Source organism: Paenibacillus marchantiophytorum (assembly GCF_014640555.1).
Classification (GTDB): domain Bacteria; phylum Bacillota; class Bacilli; order Paenibacillales; family NBRC-103111; genus Paenibacillus_E; species Paenibacillus_E marchantiophytorum.
Window position 1 is genome coordinate 1 of sequence record NZ_BMHE01000003.1, and the last position, 20,471, is coordinate 20,471.

10 protein-coding genes and 2 pseudogenes are annotated in these 20,471 nt (G+C 45.6%); 1 reads left to right on the top strand and 11 read right to left on the bottom strand.

Annotated features, from left to right (window positions below; all coding sequences use genetic code 11):
* Positions 1 to 152: 152 nt before the first annotated feature.
* Positions 153 to 650 (bottom strand): AAA family ATPase, encoded by a 498-nt coding sequence (locus tag IEY34_RS04025; protein ID WP_373291146.1) that lies wholly within the window; start codon positions 648 to 650, stop codon positions 153 to 155.
* Positions 651 to 756: 106 nt separating this feature from the next.
* Between IEY34_RS04025 and spoVB the strand changes: the two genes are divergently transcribed.
* A complete protein-coding gene (gene spoVB, locus IEY34_RS04030) occupies positions 757 to 2,307 on the top strand; it encodes a stage V sporulation protein B (protein WP_189007999.1) in 1,551 nt (516 codons plus the stop codon).
* 93 nt (positions 2,308 to 2,400) lie between these two features.
* Here spoVB and ppsA read toward each other — a convergent pair whose 3' ends face one another.
* The 10 genes and pseudogenes from ppsA to IEY34_RS04085 all read right to left on the bottom strand — a co-directional run bounded on the left by ppsA (position 2,401) and on the right by IEY34_RS04085 (position 20,364).
* The gene (gene ppsA, locus IEY34_RS04035; protein WP_189008001.1) at positions 2,401 to 5,022 is read right to left on the bottom strand and encodes a phosphoenolpyruvate synthase; all 2,622 of its coding nucleotides are present in this window, start codon (positions 5,020 to 5,022) and stop codon (positions 2,401 to 2,403) included.
* Positions 5,023 to 5,275: 253 nt separating this feature from the next.
* A pseudogene (locus IEY34_RS04040) lies at positions 5,276 to 5,395 on the bottom strand (Rieske 2Fe-2S domain-containing protein); the annotation flags it as partial.
* 354 nt (positions 5,396 to 5,749) lie between these two features.
* Positions 5,750 to 6,160: a GNAT family N-acetyltransferase gene (locus tag IEY34_RS04045; protein ID WP_189008003.1), complete on the bottom strand. Its 411-nt coding sequence runs from the start codon at positions 6,158 to 6,160 to the stop codon at positions 5,750 to 5,752.
* Between the two features lie 131 nt (positions 6,161 to 6,291).
* Complete coding sequence (locus tag IEY34_RS04055; RefSeq protein WP_189008005.1) at positions 6,292 to 7,092, bottom strand: P-loop NTPase family protein; 801 nt, start codon at positions 7,090 to 7,092, stop codon at positions 6,292 to 6,294.
* 14 nt (positions 7,093 to 7,106) lie between these two features.
* A pseudogene (locus IEY34_RS04060) lies at positions 7,107 to 7,181 on the bottom strand (DUF4275 family protein); the annotation flags it as partial.
* Positions 7,182 to 7,510: 329 nt separating this feature from the next.
* Positions 7,511 to 12,583, bottom strand: coding sequence for a DUF4962 domain-containing protein (locus IEY34_RS04065; protein ID WP_189008007.1), 5,073 nt, complete (start codon positions 12,581 to 12,583; stop codon positions 7,511 to 7,513).
* Positions 12,584 to 12,651: 68 nt separating this feature from the next.
* Positions 12,652 to 14,187, bottom strand: a complete 1,536-nt coding sequence (locus IEY34_RS04070; RefSeq protein ID WP_189008010.1) for an extracellular solute-binding protein — start codon at positions 14,185 to 14,187, stop codon at positions 12,652 to 12,654.
* A 169-nt stretch (positions 14,188 to 14,356) separates the two neighbouring features.
* On the bottom strand, positions 14,357 to 16,561 hold the full coding sequence (locus tag IEY34_RS04075) for a helix-turn-helix domain-containing protein (protein WP_189008013.1): 2,205 nt from the start codon (positions 16,559 to 16,561) through the stop codon (positions 14,357 to 14,359).
* A 115-nt stretch (positions 16,562 to 16,676) separates the two neighbouring features.
* Complete coding sequence (locus tag IEY34_RS04080; protein ID WP_189008016.1) at positions 16,677 to 19,787, bottom strand: glycosyl hydrolase; 3,111 nt, start codon at positions 19,785 to 19,787, stop codon at positions 16,677 to 16,679.
* Positions 19,788 to 20,196: 409 nt separating this feature from the next.
* The gene (locus tag IEY34_RS04085; protein WP_189008019.1) at positions 20,197 to 20,364 is read right to left on the bottom strand and encodes a hypothetical protein; all 168 of its coding nucleotides are present in this window, start codon (positions 20,362 to 20,364) and stop codon (positions 20,197 to 20,199) included.
* Positions 20,365 to 20,471: the final 107 nt, after the last annotated feature.

Genomic DNA, 20,471 nt, shown 5'->3' on the forward strand with positions numbered 1-20,471 from the left:
GACTTCGATCGGTTTCCTTTAGTCGCTACAAATCCCGAAAAGCACTGTGGAATCAGCGTTTAACCAGCGTTATATTACGCAAGAAATTTAATCGCAATACCGAAGGTTACCTCAATGATTTAGAGCGAAAATGGGATTTATTGAACGGTTAGTTAATTATACTGTCGTAGTTTTTTTTCGAATCCAGCATTCCATTCAAACATTTTCTTGAAAATAGTGAATGTTGGTTTATAGTTCGCTTTTTCGATCCCTAGTTTTTGCAAAATAAATCTTTTTGTAATCCTAATTATTCTTATTGCATACGGGGTATCCAAGAAAATGATTAAATCAGCATTCTGGAAGCTTTTGAAAACCCATTCATGGTTATGAGCACCTTCTATAATCCATCGATCAGTACGAATAATAGTATTTAAGTACTCATCTCTTTCTTCGTCAGATCTTCTAATATCTTCAGATTTATGCCTTTTCCAAACCACATTGTCTAATTCATAATAAGGAACGTTGATCTTTCGGGATAAATTTCTAGCAAGTGTAGTTTTTCCGCTTCCGACTGAGCCTATTATATGTATTTTGTTCGGATTATTCCTATTCAGATAGATCACCGCTTTGTGTGAAAGTTGTAATTGCTTAATTCTGTAAAAGAGCTTCAATTTCCTTCACCTATTCGTCCCCAAATGACATCACGAGCAGCTCGTTCGCATGCTTTCCCAATTATTGAATACATTTAAGTATTCGATAAACAGGAGGACACATGACATGTCACAACACGGGCAATCGTTCATGAGAGGTACGCTGGTCTTGTCTGTCGCTGCTTTCATCAACCGTATTCTCGGTTTTATCAGCGGTATGTATATCGCTCGCGTACTGGGCGCAGAGGGAATCGGTATCTTGATGATGGCGCATCCGCTCGTCCCGCTCGTCATTACGATTACGGAGCTTGGATTGCCGGTGGCAATTTCAAAGTTGGTTGCAGAGGCCCACGCTCGCGGCGAACGAATGAAAGTCAGGCGCATCCTGCACGTCTCACTTGCTGTTACAGGTGTCTTGAGCGTAGCGCTCACGACCGTAACGTTACTTGGATCTGAGTGGATTGCATCCATTCTTCTAAGCGACCAACGCGCTTACTACGCGATGCTGGCGATTACGCCTATCGCGCCTATCGTCGCTGTCTCCGCCGTATTAAAGGGATATTTCCGCGGCATGCAGCAGATGAAGACTATTGCCGCTTCCGATGTGTTGGAGCATACGGTACAAATCGCCTGTGTACTTGCACTGGTCCACCTATTGCTGCCATATGGCGTTGCATACGCAGCTGCCGGAGCAATGACTGCCTCTGTTGTCAGCGAAGCAATCAGCCTCCTATTCCTTGTGATAAGCTACAAGCTATACGGTGAGTCGAAGCTGCCCGGCGAAACTTGGGCAAGCCACTTGAAACAAGGAAGAAGCACACTTGGCGAGCTACTGCAGATTGGACTGCCGACGACCGTGCACGGTGTCATTCATTCGTTATATAGCACTTTTCAACCGCTACTTATTACAACCAGCTTAGCACTGGCCGGCATAGGCACAGCGTTAGCAACGAAGCAATTCGGCCAGCTAGCCGGCTATGCGTTTCCGTTGCTGTTCATGCCTAGCTTTATCACGCAGTCATTGTCCACCGCTCTCATTCCTGCAATTGGCGAGGCAGCGGCGAACAAGAATAGTCTGCTCATACATGAGCGGATGAATCAAGCTATGATCTTGGGACTCTTGATCGGCGCGCCAGCGACCGTTATCCTGTATGAGTGGGCAACTCCACTAATGATACTTGTCTATCATGCACCGGAAGCAGGATTGCTTCTGAAAATCCTGGCGCCGATGTTTTTCCTGCATTATTTCGACGCTCCGCTTCATGCGATTTTACTCGGGCTCGGGCGTGCGAAGACTACGTTGTGGAATTATGTAATAGCTACCGTTTTCAAGGGTGTCTCGATCTTCGTGTTCGGCAGCCAATTTGGTATTATTGGCGTTGCGTACGGCATCGGTATCGGCATTGTGATACAAACGCTGCTGAACTTCTTTTCCATCTCAAGCTCGATTGGATTCTATTGGAATATTCGCCCTTATGCCAAGGTTGTGATCTGCATGATGCTGATGGTGATATGCGGTCACTGGACCTATGACTATGTTGCCAGCCGCGGTATGTCGCAGTTGTGGTGTGTAGTCACTTCAATCGTCAGTTCCTTGCTTCTCTATTTCGCTGCACTCCTATTGACGGGTACATTGAATTGGAAAAGTACGCGTCACCGATTTTCGATTCCATGGTAAGTTTACTTGAAAAGGAAAAAGCAGCCTTGATCGGCTGCTTTTTCAATTTACTATTTGCTTAAATAATCCTTTTGGGAAGAACCCCTTCAGCGATTACAATATTTCAATATACCCTTCTGTTCCATGAACGCGGATCCGTTGCCCATCTTTTATCAGTTTGGTAGCATTTTCCACTCCAACAACTGCTGGCAAGCCATATTCACGAGCGATAACTGCTCCATGGGTCATCAGTCCTCCAACTTCGGTGACTAGTCCTTTAATGGATACAAACAATGGTGTCCAGCTAGGGTCAGTAAAGGAGGTGACTAGTATGTCTCCATCTTCTAGATCAGCATCTTCCATGTTTAAGATGACACGTGCTCGCCCCTCGATCACTCCGGAAGAAACAGGCAGACCTACAATAGCTTCAGCTGGGAGATTTTCTCGTTTGTACTTGCCTGCAATGATTTCGCCATCAGACGTGATAACACGTGGCGGAGTTAGTTTCTCATATAACTTGTACTCGTCTTTTCGTTTGCCGATGATCTTGTAATCCAATTTATTGGTGCGTACTGCTTCGTGAAGCTCTTCAAAAGTGAGGTAATAGATATCTTCTTTTTCACGAACAACACCCGCTTGTACGAGTTGTTCTGCTTCTTTCAGTAAAGCCTTCTTATAAACGAAGAAGCGATTAATATATCCATATTTTGGATATTCTCGATATCCAATGAGATTCCGGACTAGGTCGATCATTCGTTTTGTCTCTTTGGCTTTTTGTTCGCCATTCGGTAATTGCTTCAGTCGATCTAATAACTCTTGTTCTTTTTTCAAAGCTTCCTGTCGCCCTTGCTCAAATTTCCGCTTTCCAGCATTAGGCTCAAAGTTTTTGATGTTCCCTAGAATCATGGGGACAAGTGTAATTGGTTTTTCGCTCCAACGGGTTCTGGTAATATCGATTTCTCCGGCGCACCGCATTCCGTATTTGTTAAGATAAGCACAGATCGCGTCCTGGGTTTCCTGACCGCCATCCAATTTAACCAGTTCATCCAAGAAGTGATCATCTTTTACATGTTGCAAATAATTAATGACTTCAGGATAAGGACGTATCACATCTGCGACATCCATTAGAACCAGACCCATTTCCGAAGTGATATTGTTTGGTACAGATTGAGACAGCTTATCTGCTGCGTTTTTTTCACCCAACCACTCCATCATTTTTTCATTGATCCATGATGAAGCATTCATAGCAGTCATAATCACACCAAAACTTTGTGGATCAGATATGTTCTTCCTCTCCCTTAATTCCTTGATATCTTCCAGAATAAAATCAAATAGATCCGTTCCTGATTTCGTTTGGATCTTATGTTTTAACTCTTCGATCGATGATTCACTTCGTTTAATCAAATCAGAAACGACTGTCGGATCGTAATCGTTTAATGTTTGATAATTCGCAGGCGCCGGACCTTGATTGCTTTTACCGTAACTCGGTTCTTTCTTATCATCCGGTAGCGATTTTATAAAATTCCCCCGCTCGATGACGGTCGTCAATGCATCTTTTATGAGCGGATCGTTTTTTCCCAGGACATTTATTAAAGTTTCCCTGCCAGAAGGTGAAGCCAGCATAAGAGAAACATCCACAAACAACCTTCCGCCGGCTTTACGCATGGGCGCAGGAGTTAGTAACAGGTAAAAAGACAATCCCAGTGGTTTTATGGGATCGGTCATCATTTGTTGATGACCAACAGATACATAGACGTGATTTTCTTGATCATTCACCTCAGGGATCGGGTATACAGTCGTGATTGGCCGGCTCTGAACAATATAAAATGTATCATCAAACAAACACCACTCGATATCTTGCGGGCAACCAAAATAAGCTTCGATCTGTCTTCCAATGCCTGCCAGTTCAAGAATTTGTTGTTCAGTAAGTGTTTGAGTCTTTTGCTGATCAAGCTCGACCTGTTTTGTCTCTGTTCCGCCTTCTTGTCGTCCATAGATAGCCAATTTTTTGGTAGCTATCCGTTTATTGACGATTTCCCCTTCCTGCACTTGATAACTATCAGCAGATACCAAGCCAGAGACCAGCGCTTCTCCAAGTCCGAAACTGGCATCAATGGATAGCGACTTACGATTGCAAGTAATGGGATCAGCGGTAAATAAAATCCCCGAAGCCTCTGGGAAAACCATTCTTTGAACGATAACGGATAAATAAACTTGGCTGTGGTCGAATCCATTTTGCATACGGTAGATTACCGCGCGGTCCGTAAACAGGGAAGCCCAACATTGGCTGATATGCTGCAAGATTGCTTCTATGCCGATGATATTCAAATAGCTATCTTGTTGACCAGCAAAAGAGGCATGCGGTAAATCTTCAGCAGTCGCACTAGAGCGTACTGCATAAGGTTGTTGATCACCAAGCTGGGAGAGATAGTGAGTAACTGCTTTCACAACATCGGAAGGAATTTCTACTTCCATAATGATTTCTCGAATCTTCCTGCTGATTTCACCAATTTGATTTCGATCTTCTGCTTTTAGCACGGTTAATCGATCCAACAAATCCTGATACGTTTCGTTTTGTTCGATAGCTTTAGGATATCCCCGTGTTGTAACACAAAATCCTTCTGGTACTTGTATGCCTTCAATTTTTGATAATTCCCCTAAATTCAATCCTTTTCCGCCAACGAGCATAAGCTGCGTTTTTTCTATTTCCTGAAAACCAAGAACCAAAGAATTCATTCCGTATCTCTCCTAACGATTAAATTGAGAAAATCATTTGACAAGAGCTTACCGACATGGTATATTTAAATCGTAGGATGGATGATTTATGTCCATGAAGGTTAATCTAGTCGTGATCTGATTATATCATTGTGTCTGTTTATATGCAATATTAAGAACCGGATAAAACTATCCAGGTTCTTTTTTGAATATATAGAGTGATCGCGAAGCTCCCCTAGCTGCCGTGGCAAAAGTGCTCCCGTTCACAAAAAAATCAAGGCCATTGTATCTTATCAAGCGCCTTCTTTGCTGGTCCCTCAATCACATCCCCTTGGAATGAATATCTCGATCCATGGCAAGGACAGTCCCAAGTTCGTTCTGCTTCATTCCATTCTTAAGTGTCCACCTGGATATGCTTACTCGGTTCGGGCAACCAACACACAAGACTTGAGAAGTATAAACCTTGAAGGTCATTAAACGGAAAATGAGAAGAAACCACAACATAATCGCATGCCACCTGTGATTCTTGCTTCGTCTTCACGATAGATGGCTTCTCATGTGATGAACCGACTACCGTTGTATCTCTTTTTACATTTTAGGAAGCGACTTCAGCAGCGCCAGCAAGTAATTGCCTGCTTCACCAACAACCGTCCTGAATTGGTTGCTTTCTATACCCCTGCTAGCATATAGCCGCTGCTTTATTGATTGCCTTGATACTACAAAATATTATGTAGCAATCGTTCCTCATTTAAATTAATTTTTTAGTCAGAATGATTTCCATCGGTTCATTTTCGAGTAATAAACATCCAGCATCCCGATAGCTTAACTTTCTGTAGAAGTGCTGTGCTTCTTCATTAGCCTGGGTAGACGTCATTACTATCTTAAAGCCTTTTTGTTTCATTTCATCTTCCCATAATAAGACAGCTTGCTTGCCTACACCCTTGCCTCGATATTGTTCTTCGATCCAAATCATATTCATGAAAGGCGTATTATCCCAGAAATATCCGTACCTCATCCATCCAATATTACTTCCATCTTGGTTCCTTAGTATATATATTTGTTTATACATAATTTTGGGTAATATCAAGTTCTCTAAAATATGATGATCATGTTGAAATATGTAATCAAAGTCTGAATCAGTTGCGACAACTATCTTCATCTTATCCCTCCTTGATACCATAGTAATCAACTTATCTCTTCTTCCGTTACGCATACATCCGGTTTGAACGTTGCGTCCGAGTAACCACTAACGTAACCTGTTTCAATTGCGTTTGTTATGACGCAACGCGCCTACTTTATGTATCGACCAATGGTCCCTACAATATTACTAAAAACTTCTTCCCAGTCAAGGTTTTCATTTTCAATTGTATAGGTTGGAAATGGCAGCCTATCCAGCAGTCTCAATTCGATCCGCTTGCGGTTTTCCATAAACCTAATATTTTGTTCCGTTGCGACGTGGGGTTTTGAACGGATGGAAGAAATCCAAACCTGCTGCTCCCGCACACTCGGCTGAGTTAAATAAATCACCACAGGATGCAAAGCAGCAATCTGATTGGCGATTTCCTGAATATGCTGCTCGATTTGGCGATCAACAGCTTGATAATGACCCAACAAATCATGGATCTGATGTTGGAAAAACACAGCTTCGAGCACATATAATTCCTCCGAGGCGCCGGCAAGCTCAGCGAAACGTGCCCAATGCCGCTGAATCGAAAATGTAAACTCTGACAACGCGGCTACGGGCGAATCCGTCCAACATAGCTCACGAGACTTCAGCTCGGAATAGAGTGCATCCAACTCGTGAAATTCCTTGACTTCACGATAAGGAATCAGATAATTGCTGCCATTTTTTATGGCCCTTGAACGGATTTCATTAGCGGCATCTGGATACCGTATCAGAAGTTCCTTATATTCCTCTTCGCGGAAGAAAGCGTGCCAATTCAAACTCGTTGGATGCCCCTTTGATCCCTCGTCATAGAAACGGGAGGAAATGCCTTGCTGTGTCAGGTGGCCATGCAATCGTTCTGCTAAAGTTGATTTGCCTGTGCCGCACAACCCTTCAACCAAAATCAATTTACAATTTTTCCGCATGCGATTCTCTCTTCCTAAACATTCTTATAAAAGTATGGTCCGCACATTGATTCATGGGTGTGCACGTACGTCCATGTAAGATTTTTATCAAAAAATACCTCTCTTCGTTATCGTGTTAGACTCCAAAGAAATCTTTGGTTTATAGAAACAAAAAACGTGCTAGACCCTTGGTTCTACGCGTTATATATCGCAGGTTGGGAAGCGCGAACAGCGTTAACCCATTCACTTCTCCCCAATCCATCAATGTTATGGTAATAATACCCACACCATTTATAAGAGTCAAGGTTAAACTCTCCTGACCAATCTCTGAGAAGGCGGCAGAGCCGTTTATGGCTATTATTATTTTACGCCTGCCTTTGAGCAAAAAAGAGAACCTAGCCTGCGGCTAGGTTCTGCACTCATTTTGAGTCTATCATGGTTAATACACATCCGTGACGGTATGCACACTGATCGTTCTACCCGGCAAACCGTTGATATCTGTCACCGTCCCGGTCGAATTGGTTATTTGTGCCGAGGTGACCTCAACGCTGCCGATGCCTGTTGCCGATTTGGCACGAAGCATCAATCGGAGCAGCTTTTGATTACCGCTGATCGTTCCGCTTCCATAGCCGCTGTTGCTGACATTGACGGTAACCGTTCCGTTAGCTTGATCGTACACCGTATTCGTAACCGTAATACCGGTTTGAGTGCTGTTCACGCCGACAAAGTCAAATAATTGAGTATTGTAGTGAAAAGCGACTTTCTCAGAGGCAATATTTGTTACATTACGCAAACTGAAATCAATAGGAACTAATTCAGCTATTCCTGCACGGTCAGGCGCTGTAAGCGCAGCCTCAGGCAGGACGGTTTCCTTGTAGAGTGCCAGATCATCCAATGTATATTCCCCCGTGTACCGGGTCGGGCTAAAATTGAAAGTATCTATAGCATTGATCGTCGTGTTCCCGTTATAGAAGGGCACACCGAATATTCGATAAATACCGTTCGTCTTGTCTAATGTGCCAGGAGAATCTATAATACCGGTGTAGTTCTTCAGACTAGCTGTGGCGAACTCAAAATCATAGGCTTTCGTATTCGTGTCAACAACGACCTTTAATTTGATCCAATCGCCGACAGGAATTTTGAAACCTCCTGTATTGGACGGTATCGACATCGTTTTCAAAGCGCCATTTATCAGGACCCAATAACCAAAGGCTCCTCCCGAAAAGCCTGACAGACGAGCCGCGATCGCTCCGCTCTTGTGAAGCTCAATTTCATAATTGCCATATGGATTGCTGATCGGGTTGAACTTGTATTTTGTTTCGAAGACAACTCTTCCGCTCATAGCTGGAATGTTCCTTGCCAAGACGGGAGCTCTTCGGTATTCATCCGCTAGGTCATAATACGTATCCTTGAGACTGACCGTCTTATCGGATGCGTAAGTCGACGATGTTACGCTCACTGACGTTCCGTGATTCGTATCGACTATCCAGCCGTTTCCGGAAGCAAGCGCTCCCATAGGCATATTCGTAAATGATTCATAAAATCCTCCACTTAAGCCTGGAGCCAGAGTCTTCACGAAGACGGATGGTCCGTCCATGGATTGATTGCCTCGCAAGTCAACAGCCTCCACCTTGAACCGATACATACTGCTAGGCTGCAATCCTTGCACATCATATGTTGTCCCGCTGACAGTCGCAATCTTGTCTACGGCGGATCCGTTGATAAGATAAAGGTTGTAAGCAACTGGTTGACCGGAGTTATCAGTCGCCTCACTCCAAGACAGCCTTGCCGTCTCGGCGAAAATAAGCGTCGTACGCAAGGCAGCATCACCACTCCAGTCGGGTGCAACGGAATCTGCCGTCACGATATCGAGTGGCAAGCTGTCAAACGACGGGTTATCGCTCGTATCGATTGCTCTCATCTTAATCCGGTAGCCGATTCCAGAAGTGAGCCCAGGAACGATCGCCTCCGTCACGTTCCCTGGAACGGTCGCTTGAAGTACATCGTTCACATAAATTCGGTATTCCTTAATGCCCGCATTATCGCTGGAGGCATCCCAACGAATCGTCGCCGTCGTATCCGTGGTCGTTACCAGACGAAGGTTGGCAGGGATCGTCGGAGGAACTTCGTCATCCTTCACTTCCATAAGGCCGATCCAATCCAAATTCATCAGACCGTTCGAGTTCCACATGGTCAATCTAACGGGTCCGGGCTCTAGCATTGTACCCGTTTTGACCCGCAGCGATCGCCAATTTGCCTCGACTTGCCCGAAATCCAGCGTAGGAGGAACTTGGAAATAGACGGGAATGTTGTTTCCGATTTGCAAGTACCTTGCCGTTCCAGCGGCTGGTCCGGACACATACTTTAGAACCAGGTCATAGTTGCCTCGTTTCGGTACATCAAGAGAATAGCTAAGCCATTGCCCTTTTGTAATCCAGTTGCCGACTCCAATTTTATTAGACAAGAATTCCCGCGTCGCATACCGGGTGAACGTCCCTCCTCTTGAAGAATCGAACCTTTCTGCTTCCTGTTGGACGCTAAGCAAATTTCTCACATTGTCATAATCAGCTCGAACCTGCGTGTCGATTGGAATATTTGACCCCAATTTGTGAAGCGTTAGCGGATGATCTGCAGCTCCATGTAAAATAATAGACGCATCCTGTTCCAAATAGAGGGTTTTCTGACTTCCGCTGTGTTCGAATAGAAAGCCAGTCGGTGCCTCAACGACCTCATAAAGCCCTTCGGAATTAACCAATTTGCCCCAAGCTACGCTATTACCTTCCAGATCGCTCTGCGCATGCAGCACGACGGATTGATTCGAGCCGTTGACGTTAGTTTGAAGCGTAACGTTGCCTAATGGTTCCGAACTCGGGGCGTTATTCAATTTAAACGACTGCGAGCCCTTCTCGACACGCAACGTAAGCGCCGTGGACGAAGCTTGCCAAAACACTCCACGGAGTCCCATAGATTCGCTCGCACTTCCCGTATTCGGAATATCCGTCCCCTGCGCATCTCTCACTCGAACAATACCATTCGTACGGATCGTCACGTTCGTTTCTTCCGTTCCTGAAATAGACAATTCCTGCTTGCCGTATGCGATGGTTGCCGGCTTATCGCTGGTCAGCAGTGTGACGCCGTCCTTCACAAGCCTCGTCCCCGATACGAGCATGACAGAATCACCACGGACTGAAGCTGCTGCGCCGTCGAAGCGAATCGCTCCGGCATCGACTTCTCCGCTTTCCGTTAGCCTGACGTACACCGTACTCCCATCTTCAAAACTCAACTTCATATAATTCCCAAGGTTTTCCGAGACGACATTCGGTGCTGCTGTTCCTGACTCGTAGACCCCCATGGTTGCAACGATCGTCGAATTGTTAGACTTGGGCGTAATGAATGCAGCATGTTTCTGACTCGGTATATTGGCATAATCGCCTTTCGGCGGTACCTCTTGCCCATCCATGCTTATGAATTTATCTTCCAGCGTCGCTCGCATGTTCGCAGGATACTGGATTCGCGTCTTGAGCCCCGCCTTTCCTTTGAGAATGGTCGCACCAGCCTGATCCGCATCTAGTATTAGCTGGTCCTCGGCATGCAGTCTCCATTCGAATTCAGAACCGGCTGGATTCGCAGACTTCAGTTGATCTACCACAACGAACATGGACGGCTTCACGTAAATCATATGCCGGACGGCCTTTGTCAGACTTCCCTGATAGGCTGCTGTGGCATCGCCGCTGGTCGCATCGAAATCAGGATGCGTTACAAAACCGAGAATGTTTCCATCTGCATCGATATTGTTGATGGGCTGCCCCTTTTTCCCGTCAATCGTGATCGCATTGCTTGATAATGTCTGAGCCGTATAATTCGTACGATGGGCGCTGTTAAAGTCATCGTAATAGCCGGTCTTCGCCGCAAGCGATTCGCCGTACGCATTGATGACAAAGCTGTTCTGATCCGCTTGGCTATGGATATAGCTCCCATACGGACTTGATTTGAAATACATGGAAATGCGTTCCGGGTTCAGAAGATCGGAATGCATGGCCACCAGGCCAATGTCTTTAAACCATTTGGATGTTGGCAAATCGACCGGAGGGCGAGCCTCTACGCTGTTGTCACCGTAGAAATACTTGCTCAATTGATCTAACGAAGGCGAGCCTACTGCCTGCGCGCCCCATTGCATCCGCGGGTCTTGAAACATTTGAGCCAGTCTTTGAAAAGTGGTAACGTTTGGCGCTCCCGGAGCGTCATGTGTCCCATCGCCGATGATCCCTTTGGGCGATCCATGCGGAAATGCATATAGGGGGAACAATCCTTCATTACGTGAAAACGCTTTCTCATATAGATTCATGCCTGTAGCGCTTAGCAGAACGTCCATAAATTCTTTGTTCGTCAAATTTGACCATTGCCAATACCCGGTTCCTTGCGACCAGCCTCCATCTTCACCGCCCCAGTTGGGCATCAAATTGATATAGGTCGGAACAATTGCTTTAAACCACGGCTCCGCATTTGGGATATCACGCAGGAGAGCAATGGAGACAATCCCCATGAACCCTAAGGCGGTCCAGCCATGTGAATCATACGGATTCTTCGTAATCGGATGTTGGACGAGAAGATCATCATACATGGCAGTCATACGGCTTACAATCATCGTCTGAATCTTCGTTTTATCGCTTGGACTGAGCAAACTATACACCCAGTCATAGGCCATTGCTGATTGATAAGTGATTGCGCGGTGCACCTGGTCAACTTTCACGTAACTCGTTGTGCCATTCGTATTCCAACTAGCCACGTTGAGCAGCTGCGCCTTTGCACTTTGTCCGAATCGTTCCTCGCCTGAAATCAGGTAAACAAAAGCAGCAGTCATTAAATTGTTCAAAACATCATCGGTATATGATTTCCCCTGGGTGGTTGGCTCCGCAGGTATTGATGCGTTCAAATTGCTGACAGCTTGCGCATATTTGGCATCATAGAACGTTTTACCGCTCGTCAACGCGTAGCTGCGGAACTGCGGAAGCGTGTCGGGTGTCGTCCATATGCGTGGATGGGCTGCTGGCACCTTGCTGATCATTGTATCTACAGTGGGTACAGGAAAAGGTATAGCGTTCTCCTCGATTCGAAACCGCCGAATTGTCGTCCATTCCGAAGCCGTTCCGCTTTGGAAATAGCGTACCCTCCAATACCAAGAACCCGCTGCGAACGCATCAGCAAAGTTGTAGAAATTGGTCGCCAAAGCGCTCACTTCGTGTGAAACTACCGCAAAATCCGACGTTCGCGATACTTGAAGCTGGTACGATTCCGCCCCTGGTGCGGGCGGCCAGCTGAAATCGGGCGGACTTTGCGAGGTGACGAGCGAATCCTCCGGCCGATAAGGCATATGCTCGCCATTGGCGAATACCGGCCACTGCAGTGCAGTACTTTCAGCACTGGCGTACTGTGGCAGCGAAGCAGGATATAGTCCCCCTAGCAACAGCAAGGAAAGCCAGAATGCTATGAATCTTTTTATTCTTAAACGCATTATTCATTCCCCTTTCTCATGATATCGGCATTACCCCTACACTAAAGTAAAAAACTTCCTGCAAAGCATTATTTGCCCGCTTTCTGACGTTCTAGAGCGGTTTGGTACGTTTCTAGCAGCTTAGGAAGTCCATACTGATTCAAGGAGGAGATGAATGTATCCCACTGTGCCAACGGCGTTTCGCCCATGATGAACTTGCTAACGGAAGTCGTGTAGTATTTATTGAGTTGATCAGCTTGCGTCACGATGGAGTCGATCTCTTCTTTCGTCAAAATAGGTAACATGTTGTTGACTGGGAATTGGTATTTCTGCGCTTCAACATAAGCCTCTTGTTCGCTATCTTTTACAAGGGAGAGCCAAGCGTCAAAGTCAAACCAACCGTACGTTCCTGCTGTCTGAATGCCAGCTTCTTTGCGCAAATCATTCGCTTCCTTAAAGATCGGTTTAAATTTGCGCTTGCCGTTCTCGACGGTGTACGTCTCTCCTTCTTTCCCCCAACTGAGCACATCGCGGCCTTTCTGCGAATAGATGAAATTCAGGTAACGCAGCGATGCATCCAGGTTTGTCGTCTTGGAGGCAACAGCAAAGCCGTAATCTTCATAATTGCCTCTTGGCAGAAACGCTTTGCTGCCTGCTCCTAGCGGAGGCGCCATAAATTTCAAATGTCCTTCCTTCATCTGATTGTTCATGATTTCAATTTGACCAATGTATTGCACGGTGATAAACGATTTGTTCGTCGCCATGAATTGGGACCAAGCTTTATAATCCATGGAGAGCCAATCGGGAGGGAACAACCCCTCTGTATAGAACTTATTCAGATACCCGATCATCTTCTTGAAATTAGGATCGTTCACACCGTATTTCATCTTGCCAGTAACCGGATCTTTATGGAATTCCGGATACACCCCGAACGTAGGAGCAAATGCAAACAGAGTATTAATGCCATGGCGGAATACTAGAGGATAACTTTCCGGATAAAGCTCTTTCAACTTCTTCGCTGTAAGATACAGCTCATCCCAGGTCGACGGCGCTTTCAAGTTGTTTTTTTGGAAAACATCGTCGCGATAGAACCAGACTAACTGGTTGCCTGTACCCGCTCCATCGTTAATGATGTTGTAAATCTTTCCATCGGGCTGTGTAACTCTGGCACGAATATCCGGCTTAGCATCCAGATAAGCTTTCACGTTGGCCATTTTGTCCATATACTTGGACAAATCGAGGAAAGCTCCCTGTGCGCCGAATTTCTGAACATCACCTGGGAACACGGACATGACATCCGGCATGCTGCCGGAGGCGACTTCCAGCGAGAGCGACTCTGGTGAGGTCGCCGTTTTCTGATTGACCGTAATGTTCGTCTCTTCTTTCACCCACTTCCATACACCCCAATCCTTTTTCGGAGGCCAAGCGGTATTGTACTCGGTAAACACACGAATCGTCGCGGGAGCCAAAGCTGCTGAGCTCGATACGGCATTGTTGGTCGGACTCACCGTTCCTGTACGATTAGGTTCTGCTGAATGATCGGTGGAGCTGCTGCAGCCTGCAAACACTGCGGATGCCAAAACGATCATCGAAACCAAATAACTTCTCGTTGATACTTGTATCATTAAATAACTCCTTTCAATCCTTATCATAGAAACCAATGAACGATCCGTAAATGAACGAAAGCCATTCATTCTTCTACTTTTTTGGTATATCCAAAGAAAATTTCAAAAAGCCAAAAAAGTGCACAACTTGCGTTGTAAAAGGAAAAGCTCCGCACTGCGGAGCTTACGGTTAGGAATCAAATTCGGGTTTCTTGCGAAATTCGCTAGGTGTAAGCCCGACATACTTCTTAAACATACGATTAAATGACGTAATATTCCGGTACCCTACAGCTGCTGCAACGTCGTGGATTTTCAATTTGTTGTCGGCGAGCAGTGTAGTTGCCTGCATAATTCTTTTTTCGTTAATAAAGTCTACAATATTCATCCCCGTCTTCTCTTTGAAGTAGTAGGACAAATAACTTCCACTTAAATTCAGACGTTCCGCAAGGAGGTCCAGATAGATCTCTTCCTCAAGATGGTCGGTTACATAATCGACAACGAACGATGTGATTGGATCCCGAAGCTGTTTCTTCTCGCGGAATGCCTCCGCAGCCTGCGTAACCCAATTGAGAAGCAACTGCTCCAGTTCTTTCATCGTAATGCAAGCCTGCAGTTGGCTTTCGGCATGTTGGAAGATGGACTGCAGCCGGCCTAGAGAAATATCCAGCGGGGACGCCTCGCTTTTTATTTTGCCAACCAAGCTTCCTCCGAATTCAACCATCGTGGCAGCAGTCGGTTCCTTCCCTAGCCATCTGATGAACGTTCGTTCCACTAATTTCGTCAACTGCAACTCATTTCCTTCGCGCAGGTTAACCTGGAACTCCTTCCATTGATCCGATGCGAAGGCGATCAAATCTGCCTGTTCCCTTCGTTCCATTATGATCTGTGTTGTGTCAATCATTCTGCGTTCCTGAATCAAAATCTGAACTTCTCGGTAAGCAACAGCAATCTCTTCGGAGTGACGATGCACGGAGGAAACCCCCATCGTAATCGTGCCGAATGCTCTATCCTGCTCGAATAAAGCTTCCATTCGGGCAAGTTGACTCGCTAATTCCTCCCTCCTGTCCGAAAAAACAAGACTAAGGATCTGATTATGCTCGACTTGAAAAGTTAAGGAACCTGGAAATGCCTTACTAAGTCTATTTTCCATATACACATTCATGTAGCTAAGCCAAGTTTGAAAAGAAGATTGCTCCTTCTCTCCCTCTCCTCTGATCATCGCGTGGAACAAAACGACCATAAATGGCTTGTTTACAAATGCGATGGGGGCTGCGTCCTGGCCTTGTATCGCTCTTAGCTGGTGGAGAAAGGATAACTGCTTATGCATCTTGTTCTTGTCCTGTAATTGATGGCGGATAATATTAAATTCTCGAATGGAGGAACGGAAGACGCTTCCGTCATTCTCCCCTCGAATCGTTGCGATGACCTTCTGAAGCGGATTGTTAATGCCAGCAGCGAACAACCAGGAAATGACGATACTTGCCGCGATTGAGATCGCAATGGCGATGATTAAGGTAATGTTTAAACGGGTTTGGGAGGCGATTCTTTCAATCGGGACACGCTGGACATATGTGAAACCGCTTTCTGCTCCCGTAGACTGAAAATAATAGGCAGCTTCCCTCTGGTACTCTGTGGTACTGTGCTTGCCCAGCTCTTCTAAATCAATGGGCGGATCCTGACCCTTACTTCGGAAGAGGGCTAGCCCCTGTCCGTTATGAATCATAAAATCTTCGTTGATCGTACGATGAAAAGCTTCATACATCTTGCTCGCATCAAGGAATACGATCATCATGAAATCGCTATTACCTGCCGTTTTGATAATGACGGGAATCAGCTCTTCGTCCCCTGTCTGATCCCGATACATCTGGTTATGAAAAATGGCGGAAGGAAAAATGCGAATGTTATAAACCTGGTTAAACTGCCCGCGCCAGAAATCAGGCAAATACGCGTCGTTCTCATAGAAAACCTGGAACATCGTATCTACTTTTGTGCTCGTTCCCTTTTCCAAGATCATCTCATTGCGCTTCGAGTATAGAACAATATTGTTGATAAACAACTGATTATTGGAGACCCATGAATTTATATCCTGTTGGATGCCGGGAAAATCAATGTATTTCGGATTCGAGTGAAACTTTTGCACTTTCTCACTGATGAAATAAAGCAGCATTTGCCTTTTGATCATGTCAAAATGCTTCTCGTAGCTCTCCATCGTATTATGCAGCATAAGGGTATTATACTTAACGATTTCCTTTCGGACATTTTGTTTGGAAACAGTGAAAGAATACAACGTAAGGGTACTCAAAAGCAAAGTAATGCACAGAAAGCCTGAGAGAAGTCGAAGAAACAAAGAGGTGGATCTATTCTTGATATAAAAGAATGGATGAAGTTTTCTCATGCAGCTCCGCCTTTCTTGATACTACCATTTAATCAGAGGAAGTACTGGCATGTAAAGGCGGTTTTTCGCTCGGCTTAAAAATATGAAAACCCGCGCTAACGCGGGCTCAGTTCCTCTAAGTATTTGCTTTGGGGGCGATCTGGTAAATATGAATTTGCCCCATCAAACCATATGGACGAAGGACATATTCGGGCGAATACGCCTGTCCTGTAGGACGAAAAGACCACCAATCAACCCAATTTGGATCTGGCCCGGCCTCATGCAAAGGACCAAGTAAATTTCGCGGACTGCCAACAACCTCGATATCAAGGGAGTTGACACCATTTATGAGTGAGCCCGTCAGTTCTACTCCCCTCGCAGGACGCCATGGGATTGGCAGCTTATGCTGTCCATTTATAGTCATAGATAATGTGACTGCCTCATAAGGACCAAGTTCCAACACGATTCGATTGCCTTCCTCAAGCTTCACATCAAGCTCGAAGTGGTAGACCATACTTCCGCAATAGTGCGGGTAACCTTGCAAGCACCAGTCTCCAAATTGCAGACTCGTTGGTTCCTTAACCAGACTCCAATTGTTGTCAAGAGCGAAGTCGCCGATTAGAAATGCATCCTCGATCTCCATGTCATGTGTATATTCACAACTGATCTCGAGGCTATTCTCTCCTTGAAGCAGTAATGGAAGCTTAAGCTTTGACATGCTGCGATCCAAATACCATTCGTCTGGATGATCTGAAATGAGTTGTCCATTGCATCGAAATTGAAAGCGATGCGCTTGCTCGAAAACAATAAACGTATCGGTTAGCGGGATGTCCTTCACGTGGAAAACGAACCTTATCGTCATTGGCGTGCCATTATTCACATGAGAATCGTGGATCCAAAAATGTCTCTGAAGATTGCCATTGGCAAAAACTTGTCTCATCTGCAGCTTCTCGCGAACGAGTTGTTGAGCCTGCCAAACACTCATCATCTCAGACCATGGTTCATCTTTGATCCGGTATTGGCAGGAATCAAGGACAACGGCGTTAGGAGCTGCTTTCGTGAACCGGGTAACTGGCCCTAGGCTGGTCAATGGCTGTGAATTACCCCATTTCCGTTCTGCGGGCAACGTTGTCTCTTCAGAATGGGATAAGATATACAATTTGGAATCTGCTTGACCGAAATGCTCTTGGAAAATGATATCCCCATTGTGAGAATGGACAAGCTTCTCCCAACTTTCACCTGTAAGCGGGTTCCATTCTTCTATCCGTCCACTACCTTTGATTCGAACTTCTACCTCACATCCGGATTCTCGGTCATTATTGACGACAAATAAAACCGTGCAGTCCGACAGCTCTCGACGCATGCACATTAGTTGGTCGGCCTCTTGTCCGTTGTGGTCTATTAAACGAATCGTACGGCCTGCATAAAATGCAAGTTCTTTCAAAAGCTCATGTTGGGTGTGAAGCCGATGAAATCGTGGGTGACCCAGCAAGGATTGCAATTCGTGCGTTTGTTCTCCATCTATGCACAATGGCACTTCTCCGCAAGATAGTACGCTTCCTCCCGCATCCAGATAAGTGATCAGCAGTTCGTACGTCGTTCTGAGCAAGTTATGGAGTCCAGGCAGTACGACAACCTGGTAACTTGCTTGTCCTACAAGTAGCGTGTCTTGATGTACGCGACCTATCTCCTCCAGAATCAATTCGTCTCCCAGATCAAAATCATAGTGTTCGCCAAGGAGTTGTTGGATGAGATCGTTGAATGCTCTGTTGTATTCCTTCAGCTCTTCCATATTTCCGGCTTGATTGAGCCATTCGGTTGAGCAAACATCCTGGCCTAGTTTCGTCCAAACCGAGGTCGCCGGGTGAATCACCAATATATCCCTGACCACGGTGCCTTCACTAAGCACTCCCCCAAGCCGTGCGAAATAATCTTCCATGACACGATTATGCTCCCACCAGTTCACATGATAATTGAAGGAAGGCGGATAATCGCGCTTGCGGCATCCACGAAGAGAATACATGGCAAGATGATGGGTCACAAAGTTAACGCCAAGCGCAAACTGCCAGTCCCCAATCCATTTGCGGCTTTCGAACGTCAGGCCCCATCCTGTGACACCATATGTTTCCGTAATGACCTTTTTCTTTCCATATTGATTCGCTACGCTGGACACCTGCTTAATCGTCAGGCTTTCATCCGTTTGCTCGCACAACGTATCGATTCCGGGGATATCCATATACCGATAATGAGGCATGACAGCTCCGCAGTGTCGGACTGCGCCGACGATATCTCCTTCCTCACAGAAATGCCCAGCAAAAGAGATACCATTTACTCCACACCAGTTGCCGATCTGCTTCGTGTAGGCATCACAGAACATTTCCGTGACGGTCTTCCAGTAATCATGGCGAATCTTCGAGGAGAACGGGCCCAGGAAAAAAAAGTAAGGGAGTGTATCCCAAATCTCATAACCGTTCCTATCTAAGAAAGTTTGGGGTAAGAGATCGGACCAAGATATCCAAGTCAACTCCGGCTCATGAAGCTGCTCCTGAAATCCTCGAATCGATGGTTCATCCGTAAAAATCCCTGGAACCGTGCGCCCAAACTCCTCTCCCACAGCTTCCTTATAGCATTCATATGTCGTCTCAATAAATAAGTTAGCCGACTGGGGATTCATGTTGTCTGGATAGGTATCACCGTGACACCACTCATTCGGCGATGCGATATGACGGCGCATAACCAAGTAAACTTCTTCTCCCGCTTGCAAATGATTCGGATTTCTCCAATCGTGTATACGTTTGCAGCTATACAACTCGTTACCGAGAATACTCGCCTGATAGACGGCCTGGATCGTATCGTCCTCTTCATAATTGCGGCAAATCGTTAATGATAATGCTTTAGCCCGCACAGCGTCGCCGCCTAACCGGGGGACCCTGCCTCCCCCCATTCCTGAAGAATAGCGGTCTTCATCATATAACCACGCAGAAACGCCTTCCTTCTTCGCTTTGGCAACTGTTTCTTTGATACGTTCTATAAATTCATCACCTAAGTACGGCGTTTCCAGACCTTCCCTTACGTGGATCATAAAGCCGCCCATTCCCTGTTTCTTGAATCCTTCAATCTGTGCGTCCAATTCGTTCTGCTCCAGCAAACCGTTCCATGACCAGAACGGTACGGAGCGATGTTCCATCGGAGGCGTCCTAAATTTTTCTCTTAGAAGCTCGTAATCGGTTGGTTCTTTCCTTTTCATTCCTATGACCTCCGTTGTTAAACTGAATCAGGAGATCTATGTTGCTCAACTCTCCGCTGCACCTATTTTAGAGTTCTTTTGGAAGGGCGTATATAAACAAAAACCTACAAATGTTTTGTTTATTCAAGATATCGCAAAATAATACCAACTATCTTAAAAACAGCTCATCCCCATGGGTTCCCCAAAAGGAATTTCTCTACTACTTGGTATCATTTTTTCAATAAACGTCCTTGCTCGTACGCTACACCGCAGGAACTATATGCGCGCCAGACGGAACGAATCGATTGGGTGCAATTCTTATGCCTTCGGAAATTACGGCATCCATCGATATGAATGAGCCGTGAGCAATGGACGCTTTTATCGATATAAATCGAGTACTGTTGGTTACCTACCCAAACATATTCGTGAACTAATCCGTGTTAGGGAAACGTTGAACGGGGTTGAAAGATGTAATTGGATTCGGACTGATGAAACGAGCGAATAAATTAAACGGGCCGCGGGGTAAATCGCCGATGGGTTTGTTAATTTTAAGCTTACTCGTGGATGCAGGTTTCCAAAGATTGATGATCTTATTCATATGCTCACTCCTAAATGAATTCTCCCTATCTTACATTAAACCATTCAGGAAATAGGTGAATGTCACTGATTCATGAGCACAACTTCTGATCTTTTTCCTAGTAGAAT

What these genes read in the sequence shown, in the direction of transcription:
- IEY34_RS04055 (WP_189008005.1), bottom strand. Translation starts at nt 7,092, where the DNA reads ATGCGGAAAAATTGTAAATTGATTTTGGTTGAAGGGTTGTGCGGCACA.
- IEY34_RS04045 (WP_189008003.1), bottom strand. Translation starts at nt 6,160, where the DNA reads ATGAAGATAGTTGTCGCAACTGATTCAGACTTTGATTACATATTTCAA.
- IEY34_RS04075 (WP_189008013.1), bottom strand. Translation starts at nt 16,561, where the DNA reads ATGAGAAAACTTCATCCATTCTTTTATATCAAGAATAGATCCACCTCT.
- IEY34_RS04085 (WP_189008019.1), bottom strand. Translation starts at nt 20,364, where the DNA reads ATGAATAAGATCATCAATCTTTGGAAACCTGCATCCACGAGTAAGCTT.
- IEY34_RS04070 (WP_189008010.1), bottom strand. Translation starts at nt 14,187, where the DNA reads ATGATACAAGTATCAACGAGAAGTTATTTGGTTTCGATGATCGTTTTG.
- ppsA (WP_189008001.1), bottom strand. Translation starts at nt 5,022, where the DNA reads ATGAATTCTTTGGTTCTTGGTTTTCAGGAAATAGAAAAAACGCAGCTT.
- spoVB (WP_189007999.1), top strand. Translation starts at nt 757, where the DNA reads ATGTCACAACACGGGCAATCGTTCATGAGAGGTACGCTGGTCTTGTCT.
- IEY34_RS04065 (WP_189008007.1), bottom strand. Translation starts at nt 12,583, where the DNA reads ATGCGTTTAAGAATAAAAAGATTCATAGCATTCTGGCTTTCCTTGCTG.
- IEY34_RS04080 (WP_189008016.1), bottom strand. Translation starts at nt 19,787, where the DNA reads ATGAAAAGGAAAGAACCAACCGATTACGAGCTTCTAAGAGAAAAATTT.